At 56.3% G+C, this 19,431-nt stretch carries 12 protein-coding genes; 11 read left to right on the forward strand and 1 reads right to left on the reverse strand.

Annotated elements, in window-relative coordinates; genetic code table 11:
- Positions 1 to 70 precede the first annotated feature (70 nt).
- Positions 71 to 346 (forward strand): hypothetical protein, encoded by a 276-nt coding sequence (locus Q0778_RS00235; RefSeq protein WP_298333181.1) that lies wholly within the window; start codon positions 71 to 73, stop codon positions 344 to 346.
- Positions 347 to 365: 19 nt separating this feature from the next.
- Here the strand turns inward: Q0778_RS00235 and Q0778_RS00240 are convergent, their stop codons facing one another.
- Positions 366 to 1,760: an MFS transporter gene (locus Q0778_RS00240; RefSeq protein WP_298333183.1), complete on the reverse strand. Its 1,395-nt coding sequence runs from the start codon at positions 1,758 to 1,760 to the stop codon at positions 366 to 368.
- Between the two features lie 156 nt (positions 1,761 to 1,916).
- On the opposite strand from Q0778_RS00240, the gene pgsA reads away from it, so the two are divergent.
- The 10 genes from pgsA (at position 1,917) to Q0778_RS00290 (ending at position 19,431) form a co-directional block, all read left to right on the forward strand.
- Positions 1,917 to 2,528 carry a CDP-diacylglycerol--glycerol-3-phosphate 3-phosphatidyltransferase gene (gene pgsA / locus Q0778_RS00245; protein WP_298302708.1) on the forward strand — a complete coding sequence of 204 codons (612 nt, stop codon included), beginning with the start codon at positions 1,917 to 1,919 and terminating at the stop codon, positions 2,526 to 2,528.
- A 296-nt stretch (positions 2,529 to 2,824) separates the two neighbouring features.
- Positions 2,825 to 6,367 (forward strand): hydantoinase B/oxoprolinase family protein, encoded by a 3,543-nt coding sequence (locus Q0778_RS00250; protein ID WP_298333185.1) that lies wholly within the window; start codon positions 2,825 to 2,827, stop codon positions 6,365 to 6,367.
- A gap of 3 nt (positions 6,368 to 6,370) precedes the next feature.
- Positions 6,371 to 7,042, forward strand: coding sequence for a DUF969 domain-containing protein (locus tag Q0778_RS00255; RefSeq protein WP_298333187.1), 672 nt, complete (start codon positions 6,371 to 6,373; stop codon positions 7,040 to 7,042).
- A complete protein-coding gene (locus Q0778_RS00260; RefSeq protein WP_298333189.1) occupies positions 7,039 to 7,989 on the forward strand; it encodes a DUF979 domain-containing protein in 951 nt (316 codons plus the stop codon). Before Q0778_RS00255 ends, Q0778_RS00260 begins: the two co-directional genes overlap by 4 nt.
- Positions 7,980 to 8,981 carry a DUF2891 domain-containing protein gene (locus Q0778_RS00265; protein ID WP_298333191.1) on the forward strand — a complete coding sequence of 334 codons (1,002 nt, stop codon included), beginning with the start codon at positions 7,980 to 7,982 and terminating at the stop codon, positions 8,979 to 8,981. Before Q0778_RS00260 ends, Q0778_RS00265 begins: the two co-directional genes overlap by 10 nt.
- A 144-nt stretch (positions 8,982 to 9,125) precedes the next feature.
- Complete coding sequence (locus Q0778_RS00270; protein WP_298333193.1) at positions 9,126 to 10,118, forward strand: hypothetical protein; 993 nt, start codon at positions 9,126 to 9,128, stop codon at positions 10,116 to 10,118.
- Positions 10,119 to 10,148: 30 nt separating this feature from the next.
- The gene (locus Q0778_RS00275; RefSeq protein ID WP_298333195.1) at positions 10,149 to 10,634 is read left to right on the forward strand and encodes a hypothetical protein; all 486 of its coding nucleotides are present in this window, start codon (positions 10,149 to 10,151) and stop codon (positions 10,632 to 10,634) included.
- Between the two features lie 106 nt (positions 10,635 to 10,740).
- Complete coding sequence (locus Q0778_RS00280) at positions 10,741 to 11,856, forward strand: hypothetical protein (protein WP_298302733.1); 1,116 nt, start codon at positions 10,741 to 10,743, stop codon at positions 11,854 to 11,856.
- 52 nt (positions 11,857 to 11,908) lie between these two features.
- The gene (locus Q0778_RS00285; protein WP_298333197.1) at positions 11,909 to 17,143 is read left to right on the forward strand and encodes an isopeptide-forming domain-containing fimbrial protein; all 5,235 of its coding nucleotides are present in this window, start codon (positions 11,909 to 11,911) and stop codon (positions 17,141 to 17,143) included.
- Complete coding sequence (locus tag Q0778_RS00290; protein ID WP_298333199.1) at positions 17,140 to 19,431, forward strand: DUF11 domain-containing protein; 2,292 nt, start codon at positions 17,140 to 17,142, stop codon at positions 19,429 to 19,431. Before Q0778_RS00285 ends, Q0778_RS00290 begins: the two co-directional genes overlap by 4 nt.

Below are 19,431 nucleotides of genomic sequence, written 5' to 3' on the forward strand. Positions count from 1 at the left end.
ACTGTCCCGCATCAGGGCAGGGCGATTTTGGCGCTCGCTCAAAAGTTAAGAAATCGTTAACCCTTGGCTCATGACAGTCGCAAGCCTTTCCGCAGAGGGTTTCCTCAACGCTTCACCAGCCCCCGAAATTGAGCGCCGCCGTCTCGCTGGCCGCAAACGTCGTGCTCTGGTTTTAACCGACGAGGGTGCGAGGCACCCCTTTCGGGCGACTTTGCCGGGGCATGTGACTGAGGAGTTATTTGAAACCCCGACCGAGAGCCTTTGGCGTTTGACGAGAGACGATGTTCGTGGGTTCGCAAGCGTCTATTTTGCGGTTTTCGCTGCTGTTCTGGTCTTTATCATTTGAAGCATTCGAACGAGCGTGTTCACGCGATTGCCGGATCGCCCGCTTCTTTCTCAGCCTTGAACAGCATCCAACCGAGCCAGGCTGAAACCATTGTCATAGCGGCTGCGACGAGCAGTTGATCGACTACAGCTATCCCAATGCCGGTCAGGCCAATCGCAAGCGCTGACCCCAGCACCATGCAAATGCAATTGACGATGTTATTCACTGCGATCGTCCGGCTCGCGGCATCCTTGGCGCAGCGGGTGGTGAGGAATGCATACAATGGCACAACAAACATGCCACCCGCCGTCGAAACGCCCAGCAGCATCAGCGACAGTGGCACTGCAAGCGGCTCCATGATCCATTCTTGCACCGGTAGCAATTCGCCCGATGGGTTGGGCGACCAAGCTTTAGCGACAATGTAGAAACCGATCAGGAAGGCACCCATGACAACGACTGATATGGGCGAATAACGGGCGGAAACCACGCCTTTCAGAAGCGCGTTAATGCTGACCGATCCGATGGCAATCCCGAGCGAGAAGATCACTAGAAACAGGCTTGAGACCTCGGGTGTGGCAAGCAGTTGGTTCTTGGCGAGCGGAGGGAACTGGATGAACAGGACCGCGCCCATGGTCCAGAAGAAGCTGATGGCGATTATCGCGAGCCAGATCTGGCGATTCTGCTTCACCTCTTTGATTAGGCGAGAGCTCATAACGACCTGATCTGCTACAGCAACAAAGGGGTATCCCAACCATCTCTTGAAGGTGCTTTTAGTCTCTACTGCAAAAGGCTCAAGCAGCGGAAAGTGCATCTCATAGTCACTTTGCGGCAGCGCCTGAGGCACAAATCGCGCCGAAAGATAGCCGATAAAAGCAGTGATAATAATGACAATCATCGAGGTCTGAACCTCGACAAAACCCGCTAGGATGGTGCCTCCGAGGATTGCAATATACGTTCCCGCCTCGACAAGGCCTGTGCCAGAAAGCACCTCTTCTTTCTTGAGCTGCTGGGGAAGGATCGCATATTTGATCGGTCCCAAAAAAGCTGACTGAGTTGAGGCGAGAAACAGCACCACCATGAGCAACGGTATCGCCACCGTGTGCACCATGATTCCCTGCCAAGCCAAGTAGAGCCCCACAACGCCAAGGCTCGCCCAACCGATCTCACACAGTTTGACCACGCGAATAATTGCCGCTTTGTCGCGTGTGTCGGCCAATTGCCCAGCGAGAGCGGAAAATAGCACGAAAGGTGCGACAAAGATAAGCGAGGCCGCGCCGCTAAAAAGCGCCTCCTGCTTCTCATCTTGATAGACAGAATAGACAACAAACAAGACCATGGCAGTCTTGTAGAGATTGTCGTTGAACGCATTGAAAAACTGCGTGATCATCAATGGCAAAAACCGCTTTCGCCGAAGAAGGTGCGTCGATGTTGTCATGCGTAACGTAGCGTCCCGGCGGCTTCTTGCGCTCACCCATGTAATGCAATCGATGAAGCGCACAAGTGCGACCATGGAGCAATGCCCCAGACTCTGGTCTGGCGAACTCCAGGTGTTTTGCTTCCACGAAATGCCCGCTAAGGAACGTTTCGTTCTATGCTGACTTTGCCAAACATCCTTACCTTGTCCCGCATTTTCGCCGTGCCTTTGCTGGGATTCTTCCTGTGGTGGCCGGATTGGAAGATCGGCTATCTGATTGGATTTGCCCTCTATTGCGTCATCGCCATCACCGATTTTTTCGACGGGTATCTGGCAAGAGCGCAGGGCACAGTTTCAAAATTGGGGATATTTCTTGATCCCATTGCCGACAAGATCATGGTGGCTGCAGTCATTCTGATTTTGACCGCACAGGGCTATTTGCGCGGTCCTTACGTTGGCGATCTTCATGTAATAGCTGGTGGTATAATCCTCGTCCGTGAGATCACGGTTTCGGGTTTGCGCGAATTTCTGGGCGGCATTCAGGTATCGGTTCCGGTGACCAAGCTCGCCAAATGGAAGACCACGTTCCAACTGATCGCCCTGGGCGCACTTATCCTTGGTGGAGCCGTGCATGGCCAGCCATGCCAGTCGATTGAAGCTCCTGACTGTGAGACGATCGCTGAGAGTTGGGTGCATGTAGTGGGGCTCGCTAGCCTATGGCTTGCCGCTGCGCTCACCTGCATCACCGGATGGGATTACCTGAGGGTTGGCCTCAAGCATATGGACTGAGCTTTGGCCTGTCGGCGATCCGTCGGCTACGGGCGCCCGGCATTAGGCCGCGCACATCTGAATCTTGTTCAAAGCTCTTCGTGGCCGCACACGGATCATGGTGGGCGCTTTGCCTCAGAAGAGAGGCTCGCAGGACCTAACAAAGGCCATCGTTCCTTAGTCTCTCCGCGAAGGCACATTTGTGAGCCTTGGGGAGCCCGCAGTTGCGGACATGGACTCGCTGAGGGTTTGACCTTCGTGGTGGCGGTTGCATAGGAAGCACTTCACGCGCAACCGACTGAAGGACTTGCCCCCAAATGACAGCCTGGCGCTTTGCGATTGATCGGGGAGGGACCTTTACCGACGTCGTCGCATTGACACCTGATGGTGCTCTTGTGACTGACAAGCTGCTCTCCGAAAGTTCCGGTCATTATGAAGACGCCGCTAGTGAAGCGGTCCGCCGCTTGCTGGCCAAGCATGGCACGGGACCGATCGCCGAGCTCAGAATCGGGACCACGGTCGCAACCAATGCTCTGCTTGAGCGCAAAGGCGAACGGCTTGCGCTTGCGATTACCCAAGGCTTTGGCGATGCGCTGAGGATTGGCACACAGGCGCGACCTCATATCTTTGCGCGACATATCGTTTTGCCTGAACAACTGTCCGAGCGGGTGGTGGAGATCACCGAGAGAGTTGGAGTGGATGGCGATGTCCTTACTCCGCTTGATGAACGGGCGGCGCGCGCGGGCTTTCAGGCGCTGCGCGATGACGGATTTGACGCGATTGCCATTGTACTCATGCATGGTTGGAAGCATCGCGATCATGAGGCCCGGCTTGCCACCATCGCGCATGAAGTTGGCTTCGCGCAGATCAGCACCTCTCACGAGGTCGCTCCTCTTATCAAGCTGGTCCCTCGCGGCGATACGACTGTGGTGGATGCCTATCTGTCTCCTGTTCTCAGGCGCTATACAGACACGCTCCAGGCCGAACTGCCGGATGCGCAGGCCTTGCGGTTTATGCAGTCTAATGGTGGTCTCGCCGAGGTGGGGGCATTTGGAGGCAAGGATGCGATCCTCTCCGGACCAGCCGGCGGGGTGGTCGGCATGGTCGCCGCATGTGAGCCTCTGGGACACAGCAAGCTCATCGGGTTCGACATGGGCGGCACGAGCACCGATGTGGCCCATTATGCGGGTGAGTATGAGCTGACCGGAGACAGTGTCGTCGCCGGAGTTCGAGTGGCGGCACCCATGATGCAGATACACACGGTGGCCGCAGGCGGAGGTTCAATCTGCGAATTTGATGGCGCGCGTTTCCGCGTAGGGCCACACAGCGCCGGTGCCGATCCCGGCCCTGCGTGCTATCGCAAGGGTGGACCATTAACGGTCACCGACTGCAATCTATTCCTTGGCCGGATTGACCCAGCTTTCTTTCCAAGCGTTTTTGGTCCGGATAGCGATGAGCCGCTGGATCCAGAAGCCGCGCGCGCTGCCTTGGAATCAGTCGCCAAGACCTTGTCCGAGCCCAAAAGCTTGCAAGAGATCGCAGAAGGCTTCCTCGCCATTGCCGTCGACAATATGGCCAATGCCATCCGTAAAATTTCGGTCGCGCGAGGTCATGACGTCACCAGCTATGCGCTCGCCTGTTTTGGCGGGGCAGGGGGTCAACACGCCTGCAAGGTTGCTGATGAGCTGGGCATGGAGACCGTGCTGGTTCATCCACTTGCAGGCATCCTCTCAGCGTTCGGCATTGGTTTGGCACCGGTAAAGGCCATCCGCGAAGTAAGCCTAGTGCGGCCGCTGGGAGAGAGCTTCGAAGGCGAACTTGCCAAGCTGGGAAGTCAAGTGTGCCGCGCCCTTCAAGAGCAAGACATAGGGGAAAGCGCAATTGAGATCGATCGCCGCGCACGGCTGCGATTTGACGGGAGCGACTCCATGCTCACGGTCGATTGTGGTGAAGTGGCTCAGATGGATGCAAGTTTCCGAACCTTGCATCGCCAACGGTTCGGCTATTCGGATGATGATGCACAAATCATCGTCGAAGCTTTGAGCGTTGAAGGCAGCGGTATCTCAGGCGGGCTCGGCAGTGTGGACGTAGAACCGGTCGCCGCCTTGGGCGAACCGTCAGGCGACTGGAAAACCGTCGAGCGTACTGCGATGGCGATGGATCAAACCATCAACGGCCCCGCACTTATCATCGACCCTGGTTCTACCACCGTGGTTGAATCCGGCTGGCAGGCAGCGTTGGCCGAGGACAAGAGCCTTGTGCTTACCCGCGCAGTCCCCCTCGACCGCGCGCATGCTGACGGCACAAAGGTCGATCCTGTCCGGCTCGAGATATTCAACAACCACTTCATGGCGATTGCGGAGGAGATGGGCGTTGTTCTTCAGTCAACCGCAACCTCGGTAAACATCAAAGAGCGGTTGGATTTTTCATGCGCGCTGTTCGACGCGCGAGGCGCGCTCATTGCCAATGCGCCACATATTCCAGTGCACCTAGGCAGCATGGGGGATTCAATTGCCCGTGTTATCGAGGCACGCGGTGACAAACGCGACGGTCGCGGGTTTTGTCGTGGCGATGCCTATGTCCTCAACGATCCCTATCGCGGCGGAACTCATCTGCCTGATATCACCGTAATCGTGCCGGTATTCTACAGCAGTTCGAGCGAGGCTCCTGATGCCTTCGTAGCTGCTCGCGGACACCATGCCGATATTGGCGGGATCGCACCCGGTTCTATGCCGCCCGAGAGCTGCAATATCGAAGAGGAGGGAGTCATGATCGATAACCTCCTCATGGTCGACGAAGGGCTTTTTCAAGAAGATGCGGTGCGCGCAGTTCTCGTTTCGGCGCGATATCCAGCGCGCAACCCAGATCGCAATATCTCTGACCTGCGCGCCAAGCTGGCGGCCTGCACCAGAGGCGCTGAATTGCTGAGCGTTGCGGCGAGAGATCACGGAAGCGAGGTGGTGAAGGCCTACATGGGTCATGTCATCGCCAACGCAGAGGAAAGCGTACGGCGTTTGCTTGACCGGCTAGAGGACGGGGCTTTCACGACCAAGCTCGACAACGGGTCACAGATCAGAGTGGCAATCCGCATCAATCGTGAGGCACGCTCGGCCGTATTCGACTTTACTGGCACGTCTGAGCAATTGCCCGATAATTTCAACGCGCCACGGTCAATCACGCGCGCAGCGGCGCTCTATGTCCTGCGCACGCTGATCGATGATGCGATCCCGATGAATGATGGCTGTTTAAAGCCGGTTGAGCTGATTGTGCCTGACGGTTCCATGCTCAATCCTAAGCCGGGCGCAGCCGTGGTCGCCGGCAATGTGGAGACGAGCCAGGCGGTCACCGATACGCTGTTCGCGGCCACCGGACGGCTTGCACCCTCGCAAGGGACCATGAACAACTTCACCTTCGGCAATGCGCGGCATCAGTATTACGAAACGATCTGTGGAGGCTCTGGGGCCGGGCCGGACCATGACGGTACGTCCGCTGTACAAACCCATATGACCAACTCGCGCCTTACCGATCCGGAGATCCTTGAGGCACGCTTGCCGGTGCGCCTTGATGAATTCTCAATCAGGCGAGGATCCGGCGGGAAGGGCGCTCACAGTGGTGGCGAGGGGACCGTGCGGCGTGTGACCTTCCTTGAGGAAATGCGCGCCAATATGCTTGCCAATCGCCGCGCAGTGCCACCACAGGGGCTTGCTGGAGGAGGGGCCGCGCAACCAGGTCGTAATTGGGTTGAGCGTGTCGATGGTTCCCATGAAGAGCTCACAGCAACAGACAGCGCCGAAATGGGCATCGGCGACACATTCGTAATACTCACACCCGGAGGAGGCGGATTTGGGAAAGGGACGTAAACCATGAACTATTGGCCCCTTTTGGGGATCGCGCTCGTCATCATTGGCTTCGCGCTTAAGTTCAACCCGCTGCTTGTGGTGGTCGGCGCAGCGATCGCGACTGGACTTTTGGCAGGGCTTGATCTGGTTGCGGTCATTGAAGCCTTGGGAAAGGCTTTTAATGACAACCGTTATATCTCTGTAACTTGGATTATTTTACCGGTCATAGGTCTGCTTGAACGATACGGTTTGCAACAGCGTGCGCGCTCGCTGATCGAAACCGTGCGCGGTGCGACCATGGGGAAGCTCCTCATGATCTATCTCGGTTTTCGTCAGATCACAGCCGCGCTCGGCATGAAGGATATTGGTGGGCACCCGCAAGCGGTGCGCCCCCTAGTCGCACCGATGGCCGAGGCGGCAGCGGAAAAATCGCATGGCGAATTGACCGAAGAGAGCCGCGAAAAGGTACTCGCCATGTCAGCGGCTACCGACAATGTCGGTCTCTTCTTTGGTGAAGATATATTCTTTGCAATCGCTTCTATCTTACTGATTCAAGGTGTTTTTGAAAGCAATGGATATCCGCTTGCCCCGCTTGAGCTTTCAGTCTGGGCGATACCTACTGCGATCTGTGCTTTCATCATTCATAGTTGGCGGATTCGATCGCTCGACCGAAGGCTGGGGAGGGCAAGATCATGATCACTTATGATTGGCTTTACTGGCTTGCGGGCACCTTTTTTGCTTTCTGGTCACTTCTAAGCTTACGCGACAAACGCATTGGAAATGCTGCTTTTTGGGGTCTCTTGGCGGTGAGTTTCTATTTTGGGAGCCACCTTAGTGATCTCGCCAATGGAGTGCTCGTTCTTGCGCTCGTCGCAATCGCCGGAACGAGGCTGTTGACCCGCAGCAATCCAGAAACCACTTCGCTTGAAGAGCGTAAGGCATTCTCCGAGAGCCTAGGCAATAAACTCTTCGCGCCCGCGCTCATTGTTCCGGTCACTGCTGTGGCGGGGACGGTGCTCTACAACTATACACCACTCATCGAGACCGAGTTGTTTGAAGCAAGACGCGAAACGCTGATCCTTTTTGGGATCGGTGTGATCATTGCTCTCGCGGCGGCAATGGCGTGGTTGAGACCGCCTGCGCTAGCGCCGATTGAAGAAGGGCGAAAGCTGATTGATTCAATTGGATGGGCAGCGATCCTGCCACAAATGCTCGCAGCACTCGGCGCTGTCTTTGCACTTGCAGGAGTGGGTGAAATCATCGGCGGAGCCGTTGGCAGCGCGATCCCGGAGGGAAGTGTATTCCTCACCGTCGTGGTCTTTGCCCTTGGCATGGCGCTCTTTACAATGATCATGGGCAATGCCTTTGCCGCATTCCCTGTAATGGCGGCAGCTATCGGCATTCCACTCCTTGTTGAGACTTATGGCGGCGATCCGGCGGTGATTGGGGCTGTGGGAATGCTTGCCGGTTTCTGCGGCACCTTGCTCACGCCCATGGCGGCGAACTTTAATATCGTCCCGGCCGCGCTTCTGGAGCTCAAAGACCAGAACGCGGTGATCCGTCAGCAAGTGGGAACGGCGGTGCCGCTCTGGGTCTGCAATGTCGTGATCATCTACGTGGGGGCCTTCTTGTTATGGAGCTAAGTCACCGCCTTAACGAGGCAATCGCTCGAAAGTTTGCGAAGATTGCGCTCGGGCATGTGGCGCAGGAATATCCCAATCAGCCGATGCATGTGATGGTGGAGGATTCCGATGCGAGGACCCCGCGCGAGCTGCATCCGGCCTTTTTCGGAAGTTATGATTGGCATTCTTGCGTACATTCTTGGTGGCTTTTGCTGACTTTAAGGCGGACTTTTTACAAAATACCTGAATTTGAAGCCATCTCTGCATTGGCCGAGACCACACTAAGCGAAGAGAACCTCGCGGTTGAGCTTGCCTATTTCGATCGTCCAACCGCACGCGGGTTTGAGCGGCCCTATGGTTGGGGCTGGTTGCTCTACCTTCACCACGAGGCGGAGAGGCATGAGGACCAAGCCTGGGGCGCGAGGCTCGCACCCTTGGCATGCGCCATCTCGAAGAGGTTTGCTGAGTTTCTGCCGCTGCTCACATATCCGATTACTGTTGGGACCCACTTCAACACGGCTTTTGCTCTGTTGCTCGCACGCGAGTGGGCCAAGGCGCGCGACCCAGCCTTGCTCGCACAGATTGATGCATGGTCTCTCAACGCCTTTGCCTCCAAGAGCGACTATGCCGGATGGGAACCGGGCGGAGACGAGTTCCTGTCGCCTGTATTGACTGCGTCTCTCCTGATGAGTGACGTCATGACATCACAAGACTTTACTCCATGGTTTGAAGGGCTTGTGCTCACCAATGGGTGGCTGGAGCGCGAGTGCCACCCGGTCACTGTGTCTGACCGGAGCGATGGCAAAATTGCCCATCTCGACGGGCTCAACCTCAGCCGGGCATGGTGCCTGCTACGCATAGGGCGCTCGCTTGAAAACTCGACCCTTACTGCCCTATTGAATTCGCGGGCCGAGGCGCATCTTGATGCGGCGATCCCGCATGTGGCGGGTGATTATATGGGTGAGCATTGGCTCGCGAGCTTTGCTTTGTTGGCGCTTTTGGAAACTTCGTAGAAACCTGAAATCCAAACCGACATTTGTCTGTTAGTTTGAATCCCGCGTTAACCCTAACTTTCAAGCGCGTGAACCCGCGGAAACCCTTGTGTTTTGCTAGGTTTTACATTTCGCGCTAACGAGATGCTAACCATTACTGCGTACGTGCCCATAGGTATGGATACGCAGAAACTCATCAGCTCGCTTTTCGCCACAACTGTTTTGGCGACATTTACCCTTTCCGCCCCGGCTCTGGCTGAGGGCGTTGATGCGGGTACGCTTATCGAAAACACGGCCAGCGCCACCTTCGAAGATGGTGAAGGATCCAAGACGGTGGATTCAAACACCGTCACTGTCCGGGTCGACGAGATGCTCGATGTGACTGTGACCTCGCAGGACAGTGGTCCAGTCGCAGCAGCGCCAGGTGAAGCGGTACTCACTTACGAGGTGACTAATCAAGGCAACGGGCCTGAGGCTTTTACGTTGACCGCCAACCCGGCTGTCGCCGGCAATGACTTTGATACGACCATCACTGCCATAGCCGTCGATACCAATGGCAATGGTGTCTACGACGATGGCGTCGATGAGATTTTGACCGGGCCAGAGACAACTGCAGAACTTGCAGCTGATGAAGCGCTGACAGTGTTTGTGATTGTCGCCGTACCAGGTGGTGTCGCTGATGACGATACCAGTGATATCGAATTGCTTGCCGAGGCCGTAACAGGCACGGGAGCACCGGGTACCAGCTTCGCGGGAGCAGGTGTCGATGGCGGCGACGCGATCGTCGGTGCGACTGGCGCTGATGGGACAGCAACTGGTTCTCTCCTGATCGGCATAACCACGGTCGATCTCACTAAAGCGGTGAGCTTGGTTGATCCATTCGGAGGGACGAGCGCCGTTCCCGGTACGGTCGCAACTTTCACCCTGACCGCCGAAGTCATTGGCGATGGCTCGCTAGACAATCTCGTCATTACCGACGGCATTCCAGACGACACAACTTACGTCGATGGCAGCCTTATGTTCGACGGCGCGACGCTCACTGACGCGTCCGGTGACGATGCCGGCGAAGCCTCCGATGCAGCTGGAATTTCTGTCGATATTGGCACGGTCAACGGCGGCGACACATTCGAAGTCACCTTCGATGTGACGATCGACTGAACCAAAACAATAGCTTGAAGGGGCTGAACAATGAACATTTTCCAAAAAGCTCTCGCCACAGCGCTTTTCGTTGCAACGGCATCGATGGCTGGCCCTGCGCTCGCGCAAGAAGCAAGCCCGGTTTCGCTTTCAGGCGATGTCAAAGCGGTGGTGACTTCGTTCGATGCCGAGGGAAATCAATCCGTTGAACTTGTCGAGCCCAGCACAATTGTCCCGGGCGATCGCCTGATCTTCGGCACCGATTACGCCAACACCGGGGATGAGCCGGTTAAGAATTTTGTGGTGACGAACCCACTTCCTGGCCCCGTTCGTCTTGCGCCTGACGCAGATGCTGAATTGGTTGTTTCAGTCGATGGCGGAAAGAGCTGGGGCACTTTGTCTGGCCTCGCTGTCACTCTGGAAGACGGGAGCACCCGCAGCGCCACCCACCAAGATGTAACCCATGTCCGCTGGACCCTCGCTGAAATTGCGCCGGGGGAAAACGGTCGCCTCGAATATCCTGCGATCATTCGCTGATCGGACGGGAGAACAAGCTTCGCCTCACTCAAACAGGGGGCGTTAGCCGCCAATTCCTGCGGGCGGTAGTTTTGACGCAGGGCACACACGCAAAGGACCATTTGCAATGAGACATTCAACCCAATTGCTGGGGGCAGTCAGCGCGTTGGCGCTTGTTGCCATGTCCAGCTCGCCGGCTCTCGCAGTCGGCACAACGGCGGGGGATACGATTACCAACTCGGTGACGGTCTCTTACCAGGTCGGAAACGACCCGAACACGCAGCAAGATGTCACTGACAGTGACACTTTCACGGTTGATCGCCGTATCGATGTCAACGTCAACTTGACCAGCACAAGCCCGGTAACGGTTTCGCCTGGTGAAGTTCAGGCGGTTCTCGCTTTTGACGTGACCAACCTGTCGAACGACACCGTTGACCTTGACCTTTCGGCCGTTTTGGTCGGCGGTACGGCTGCCAACATTGAAAACATTACGATCTATCGCGATCTTAATGGTGACGGTGCGCTTCAGCAGGCTGAAATTGACGCAGGCGCGATAACTTTCCTTGATGAAGTGGCCGCCGATGACGGCACGGGCACTGAGACCATCGAAGTTCTCGTCGTTGCCGACATCACGACTGATGCAGTCAACTCCGATACCTTTGATCTCGTGTTGGTTGCTGACGCTCACGAAGCTGGCGCAGCTGGCCTTGGGGCTGAAATCAACGCGACTTCTGGTGCGAACACTTCCGGTGTGGATACAGTCCTTGCCGATCAATCCGGCACGGCTGAGGAAGCTGTCGGTGACGGTGCTCATTCCGATCAGGGACAGTTTTCGGTCGCGGGCGCTGTCGTTACGGTCGTGAAGTCGAGCCGTATTGTAAGCGATCCTGTCAACGGCGCCACCAATCCGAAAGCAATTCCAGGGGCTACAATCGAGTATTGTATTGCCGTGACCAACGCAGCAGGCGCAGCTGATGCAACCGCGGTGACGGTGAACGATGACCTTCCTGCCGACGTGACATTCACGCCAGGTTCGGGGATTATCGTCAACGGAACAGCCACGATCGACAGCTCGGGTCCTACCCCGGTTGCGACTTGTAGCGGCGGCACCGATGAAGAAGGCGGCGATGCCTCTTTCACTGCCGGCGGCGGTACGGGCGGCCTCGATCTGATCTCTGGGAATTTGGCCGACATTCCGGCCAACACGACCAGTTCGGTCTACTTCGAAGTCACGATCAACTAAGATCGTGAAAGAAGAGAATTAGACTTTGCGTGTGTGCTCTTCTCTGAAGCGCTTGGCAGCAGCACTCCTTGTAGTGTTGCTGCCTTTCGGCGTGTTCGGAGAAGGCGCTGCAGCGCAAGATAATTCAGAAACAGATACTGATGTCGAGGTCATCGGCACGGTCACGAACACAGCAGAGGCCACCTGGCTTTTTGGGGGACGTCAGGGTGATACGGTCTCAAATACCATTGAATTTGATGTCACATTACCACCACCCGAGATCCGGGCGTTCAGGCCGACCCCACAGGGTGACATTGATCTCAATTTCCGCGCACCATTATGCGTGGCAAGCACGCAAGTGCCCGCATCTGATGCCAGCGCTTCCGGCTCCACAATCGAGCTGACTCCTGCGGCAGGAACAGCGGAAGTAACCAGCACGATCAGACCAGGGCAAACAGTCTTGTTCGAAGTTACGGCACTGGCCGCTAATGTCGACAAGACCGCCGAAGACCGGCTGTCGGTGACAATCACCACCTCAACGGGCGATGAGGAAACAGTCACGATCTTTGAGACGGGCCCCAATACCGGTGTTTTCGTGGGCCAAATGGGCACGGCACGGATCCCACCAGTGCCCACTTCGGGTGATTGCCGACTGAGCATCAATGACGGCTCGACGATCTCGATCGCTGCCTCGCTTCCAAACGACTCTACGGTCATTGTTGAAACAGACGTTCAAGTTCTGGCCGATCCATTTGGGGTGGTCTTCGACAGCGAGACCGGTGAGCCGGTATCGGGCGCGCGCGTTACGCTGGTTGATGCATCAACCGGCCAGCCCGCGACGGTGTTTGCTGAAGATGGTGTAACCCCTTGGCCTTCATCGGTTATTTCGGGAGAGCCCATTGCTTTTGGTTCTGGGCAAATCCACAATCAGGAGCCAGGCGAATTCTGGTTCCCTCTGACATTCTTGGGCCAATACCGGCTCGTGATTGAGCCTCCAGATCCATACAGTGCGCCCTCAGTTGTCAGCCCGGACAATCTTGCGCGCCTCACGCGTCCTGATGGCCGTTCCTTCAGAATTCTCGACGCTTCATTTGGTCAGAGCTTTACGCTTGATGATCCCACGCCGGTTCAGGTGGACATTCCATTGGACCGGGCTGGTGTCAGCATTGGTCTTGTTAAGACCGCTTCGCGCGAACGCGTTCAGCCAGGCGATGTGGTTTTCTACTCAATCACAGCCACAAATGACGACCCGTCACGTCCAAGACGCAATGTTGTACTAACCGATACTCCGTCTTCCTCACTGCGGTTCCGCCCCGATACGGTGCGGGTGAACGGTGAAGAAGCTCTTGATAGCATTGAATTTGCACCAGATGGTAGCCAACTCACCGTCGATCTTGGTGATCTGGCTGCGGGGGAAAGCGTGCGCGTCACTTATGCAGTGACGGTGCGCCCAGATGCCGATCCAGGGAAGGCCGTGAATGACGCAATCGTGACCGATTCCGTTGGGCGCAAGTCCCGGGCCAACATTGCTATCGATGTCGAGCGCGACACAATAGCGGATCGAATGACAATCATAGGCCGCATCACCGCTGGTCCGTGCGATGTTCGCGGTACTCGTGACAACCCGCGCCCAGGTGTCGCTGGAGTGCGAATGGTGATGGAAGATGGCAGCTTTGCCATCACTGATGCTGACGGGCGCTATCACTTTGAAGGTGTTGTGCCCGGCACCCATGTCGTGGCGGTGGCTCGTATGACTGTGCCAGAGGGTGCGGAATTGGTTAACTGTTACCTCGATACCCGTAATGCTGGCAGCGCAAGTTCGCGCTTTGTGATCGGCCAGGGCGGAAGCCTCGTGGTTGCAGATTTCCATATTGCATTCCCACCGAGCCAACTTTCTTCTGCTGAACAGGCACTCGAAGCGCTGTTTGGCGAAACCCGTCCCGAAAGCGCTGGCGCGCGCGCGGTGAACGCGATTGCCGGTGGTTCAGGCCGTCCCAGCATTGACAGCGCTTCGCCGCCCGTTTCTGCGGACAACCTGATCCGCTCAGGCGTGCTCGAAAGCACCGCCGAAGCGGCGGAACGCGCTCAACCAAGCTATGCGCCAAACACCGATTGGATCGCATTGGGTGACGGCGAAGACGGCTTCCTCACTCCAGGTGTGACCGCAAATCCGCGTTCTCCTGCGATCCGTGTGGCCATCCGGCACCGCCGTGGTCAGTCAATAAGACTTCGTGTTAATAATGAAGAGGTTAACGGCCTTTCATTTGATGGAACTTTAACTCCTGCACAAGGTCGCTTCGCGGTCAGCACATGGCGCGGTATCGTACTCGAAGGCGAGCGCACTGTACTGGAAGCAGATGTGATCAATTCCTTTGGCGGAGTGAGCAAGACCTTCACTCGAGAGGTGTTCTTCACCACGACGCCGACCCGCGTTGAACTGGTGCCAGAGCAGTCCAGCCTTGTCGCCGATGGTCGCACACGCCCGGTTGTTGCGATCCGCGTACTCGACCGCAACAATCGTCCATTGCGCGAAGGGGTGTCAGGCAATTTCACCCTGAACGCGCCCTATGAGAGCGCGGAACAGGTTGATCGTCAGCAACTCAATCAGCTCACCGGGTTTACTCCAAGTCAAGCGCGCTGGGTCGTCGAAGGCACCGACGGTATCGCGAAGATCGAGCTGGCTCCGACCATGGTTTCGGGTTCACTGCGTCTCGACTTTGACTTCAATGATGGCGAGCTTGTACGAGAGCAGCAGCTTGAAGCCTGGATCGTGCCTGGCGATATCGAATGGACTATCGTTGGCCTTGCGGAAGGCACAGCTGGCGCAAAATCCGTAGCCGAGAACATGGAACGCGAGGGTCGGTTTGCCAGTGACTTTGGTGATAATGCCCGCGTCGCGCTCTACGCCAAGGGACGTATCCTCGGCAAATTCTTGACGACGATCGCTTATGACAGCGCCAAACAGCGCGAGGACCAGCGTGTCTTGGGTCAGCTCGACCCCAATGCGTACTATACTGTCTTTGCCGATGCGTCCTCGCGCCGCTTTGATGCTGCGAGCCGTGAGAATCTGTACGTCAGGATTGAAACGGCCACTTTCTACGCTCTCTATGGTGACTTTGAGACATCGTTCGATCAAACGCGCCTTGCCCGCTACAATCGCACCGCAACCGGAGTTCGCGGCGAGGCTCGCCTCGGTCAGTTTAAGGCAAGCGGCTTTGCGGCTGATATCTCGACCAGACTACAGCGCGAGGAAATTCAGGGACAGGGTATCACCGGCCCATATCAACTTGGCAGCCGCCGTATTTTGGCGAACAGCGAACGCGTAACTCTGGAAGTGCGTGATCGTTTCCGTTCGGAACTTATTGTTTCTAGCCAAACGCTTACACGGTTCATTGACTATGATATCGACCTTCTGAGCGGCACTATCACTTTTGCACGCCCTGTGCTGAGCCGCGATGAGAACTTCAACCCGCAGTTTATTGTGGTTGAGTTCGAAACCGACGGTCTTGGAAATGGTAGGCTTAACGCTGGTCTTCGCACTGATTGGACCAGCGACAACGGTCGCATCCGTATCGGCGCCAATGCGATCACCGATCAGGGCGAAGGTGCTCGCACAGATATTGGCACGCTGGACCTGCGCGCTGAGCTTGGCACGAGCACTGAGATCCGCGGCGAAGTCGCACTCAGCCGCAGCGAAGGCGAGAATGCAACCGGTTGGCTTGCCGAAGTGCAGCACCAGACCGGCAAGGTCGACCTCCTTGCCTATGCGCGCCAGCTCGATCAAGACTATGGTATTGGTCAACAAAACGGTGTCGATCTTGGCCGTCGTCGCTTTGGCTTGGACGGCCGTGTGTTCCTCAATGACCACTTAAGCGTACTGGGCAGCGCATGGCAGGACGACAGTCTCGTTGACTCATCACGTCGTCGTGCCGCGCAAGCTCAACTTAATCTGACGCGTCAAGACACTGACTTCCGCGTGGGTCTTACGCACTTCAACGACCGCCTCGTTGATGGCATCACCAACACTTCGACCGTGCTCGAAGGTGGTGTGACCAAACGCCTGTTTGACAACTCGCTTGAACTTTCTGCGTCCACCGCGATTGCGCTTGAAGAAGCGGAAAGCGTGGACCTGCCCGCCCGTCATCGTGTTGGCGCACGCTATGCGATTTCGAACGGCGTTCGCCTTGTGGGAACCTATGAGATCGCCGATGGCGAGAACATTGATGCGCGCACGTTGCGCGGCGGTATCGAACTCACGCCGTGGCAGGGTGGCCAGGTGATTACTTCTGTCGGTCAGGAAACCATTGGTGAGCTTGGCAATCGCACCTTTGCTGCCTTTGGTCTTGCCCAAACGCTGCAAATTTCGCCGGAATTCTCGCTCGATGCGACAATTGACGGTAACCGGACCCTGAATGGCTCGCCAAGCGTCACTGACGTTGTGAACCCGCTTCAACCGGTTGCTTCGGGCGGACAATTGACCAACGGTCTGCTGTTTGAAGATTTCACCGCTGTCACCTTTGGCGGTGCATGGCGTAAGGATCGTTGGAGCGTGACGGGACGCGGTGAATATCGCGATGGTGAGCTTGCCGATCGGATGGGCGCAACATTCGGCGCGATCCGCCAGTTGGGAGAGGGCAGCATTGTCGGGTCTGGCGTTACTTGGACACGCGCTGAAGACGAAAACGGTCCTGAGGTCGAAATTCTCGACGCGGCGATCGCTTTCGCACACCGTCCAGATGCTTCTGAAATCGCCATGCTCGGCAAACTCGAATATCGCAGTGATGAGGTGACCGGTGGTATCGCTGGCGTGGCGGGCGGAGCGGGTGCAAGCGCGCTAATCGTCGACGGCGATGCACTTTCGCGCCGTCTGGTTGCGAGCTGGTCTACCAATTGGAGCCCGCGCGATTTTGACGAGGACGAGAACGGCATCGCACGCCAAACCCGTCGCAATGAGTTCGGTCTGTTCCTTGGCGGACGCTACAACTTTGACGAGTTTGAGGGCACCGAATTCTCAGGCACAACCGCTTTTGTTGGTGCAGATGCCCGCATTGGCATCGGTGAAAAGTTCGAGATCGGCGCAAGTGCGACCGTTCGCGCAAACCTTGACGATGATGTCACCAGTTTCTCATACGGCCCCACCATTGGCTTTACGCCGGTCGAAGGCATGCTCCTTACCGTTGGCTACAATGTTGAAGGCTTCCGCGACGGTGACTTCTCAGAAGCGCGTAACACCGACAAGGGCGTATTCGCAGCCGTTCGATTGAAGTTCGACACCAGCAGCTTTGACTTTTTGGGTCTGGGCCGATGAGTGCGAAATTTCGTAACGATTGCAAAATGGTAGATACTCTGTTTACCAACTTTTCTTATGCCAGAACCATGTGCGCTGGACTGGGCAAATCACTCCGAACTGTGGGCGCGTATGCGGGGCTTTTCCTGCTTGCACTTATTCTCGTGCCGAGCGTTGCTCTTGCACAAAGTGAGGATATCGATTGGGGTGATGCAGGCCAACCCAGTCAAGGCACTTTCCCCAGCGGCACAGTCGTTGCCGGCTCGGACGATACCACAGCAACCGTCACGAGGGTCGTCACAACGGATGGTGGGACATTCACGCCAGCCTTTTTTGCTGATGATTTTCTGAGTTATTTCAGCGGTCAGATAGGCGCGGGCACCCGTCCGCTGCTGCTCAATATGGACAATTCATCATTCGATCCAGACGACTTCGTCACCTATGACATTGTGCTCAGTCGTTCGGTTGAGAACTTCAATTTCATCCTTAGCGATGTCGACAATGGCGGCGGGATTGATGGGATTGAGGTCTTTTATGATGACGATCTGATCGGTGGCTTCACTAACGCAGCAAACAATAACGCATTGTGGACTGCGGGACCTTCAGTCACTCGCACCAATGATGCGATTATCAACGGCTGGCGCGGAACAGCTCCTTCGGGTCAGTTCACGACTGACGGTGATATCGCCTTTGATTTCAACACTACTCAAGTTCAGCGTATTCGGGTGGTTATGCGAACTTATACCGGCACAGGAGACCCGGGCGCACAGTTTGTGGGGCTATCCACTTTGACCTATGACGCGGCGACCGTTGCCCCGGGCGCAGACCTTTCGCTGTCCAAGTCTCTTATCGGCTCGCCTCCAGTACAAGGTGGGATCGCGAATTGGCGTCTCACAGTTACAAACAACGCCATTTCGACCCAGACTGCAACGGGAGTAATCGTGCGCGAGACCTTCCCAGGCAGCTTTACACTCAGTTCTTCAAGCGGCGATGGGTCATTCGATCAGACGAGTGGCAATTGGACTGTGCCCAATCTTGCCCCGGGCGAAAGCGCGAGCATAAATTTCAGTGGGACTATCTCGGCAGCAACTGGCACTACCGTGACCAACATTGCTGAGATTATCGCGGCAAATGAGCCGGATTTTGACTCCACAGTCGGCAATGGTGCGACGACAGAAGACGACTACGCTCAGGCGAGCTTCACCGTTCAAAGTGGGCGTGCCCCAGGCATCCCACCATTGCTCTCGTGTCCTGCGGGCGTTTCGATTTTCGATTGGGATGCGATCCCCAGCTGGACCGCTGGTTCAACTGACAACACTTATGATTTTGCGGGGCTTGGCGACATTCGATTTCAACTTACTAATGACGGTACCTATTTGAACAGCGCGACGTTCGGCGGGCAAAACCCGACAGTGTTTAATTTCTTCACTGGTGGCTTGAACCCGGTTGAGGATACCCTGACAGTGGTCGCAGACCAGTCCAGTCAAGCGGGCGAAGTTGTCATTACTATCACCCTGCCACGTTCCTTCACCGGTATTCAATTCTCAGTCTTTGACGTTGATTTCGGGGTGAACCAATTTGCGGACAGGCTCGAGGTGGAGGGCTTGGATGGCGGTGCGATCGTCAACCCCCAACTCACCAATGGCAATGTCAACTTTATCAGCGGTAATGAGATCATTGGCGATGGCACGTCTGATGCCGATGCCGCTTTGGGCAATGTTGTTGTGACCTTCACGCAAGCGGTTGACACGATCGTCCTCCGTTATGGCAACCACACCACCGCTCCAGCTGACCCTGGTCAGCAAGGCATCGGCTTGCATGACCTGTTTGTCTGTTCCCCTGATGTCGATTTGACGGTGAGCAAGATCAGCTCAATTATCGCCGATCCGATCAATGGCACTACCAATCCCAAGGCTATCCCCGGTGCCACGGTCGAGTATCTGATCACGGTTACCAACATTGGGAGCGATTCTGTGTTTCAGAACACCGTCAGCGTTCTCGACAATGGCCCTGCGGATGCGAAGATGTGTCTGATTGATCGCAATGGAGGGCCAGTCATCTTTAGCGATCCCGGTGGAAACTCCGATCTCACCTATCAATATGGCGGTCCGGGAGATGTGGCCGCTGACCTGGGCGTGACGACCGATGATCTCGAGTTCTCAAGTAACGGAGGCACGAGCTTTGCGTACATTCCTGTCGACGATGGAACGGGATGCGACACCAATATCACCGATTTCCGGGTGAACCCGAGCGGCGAATTTGCGGGCGGTGGGAATTTTACGATCACTGTGCGTTACGAAATAGAGTAG

Origin of the sequence: uncultured Erythrobacter sp. (assembly GCF_947502395.1) — a bacterium.
Classification (GTDB): Bacteria; Pseudomonadota; Alphaproteobacteria; order Sphingomonadales; family Sphingomonadaceae; genus Erythrobacter.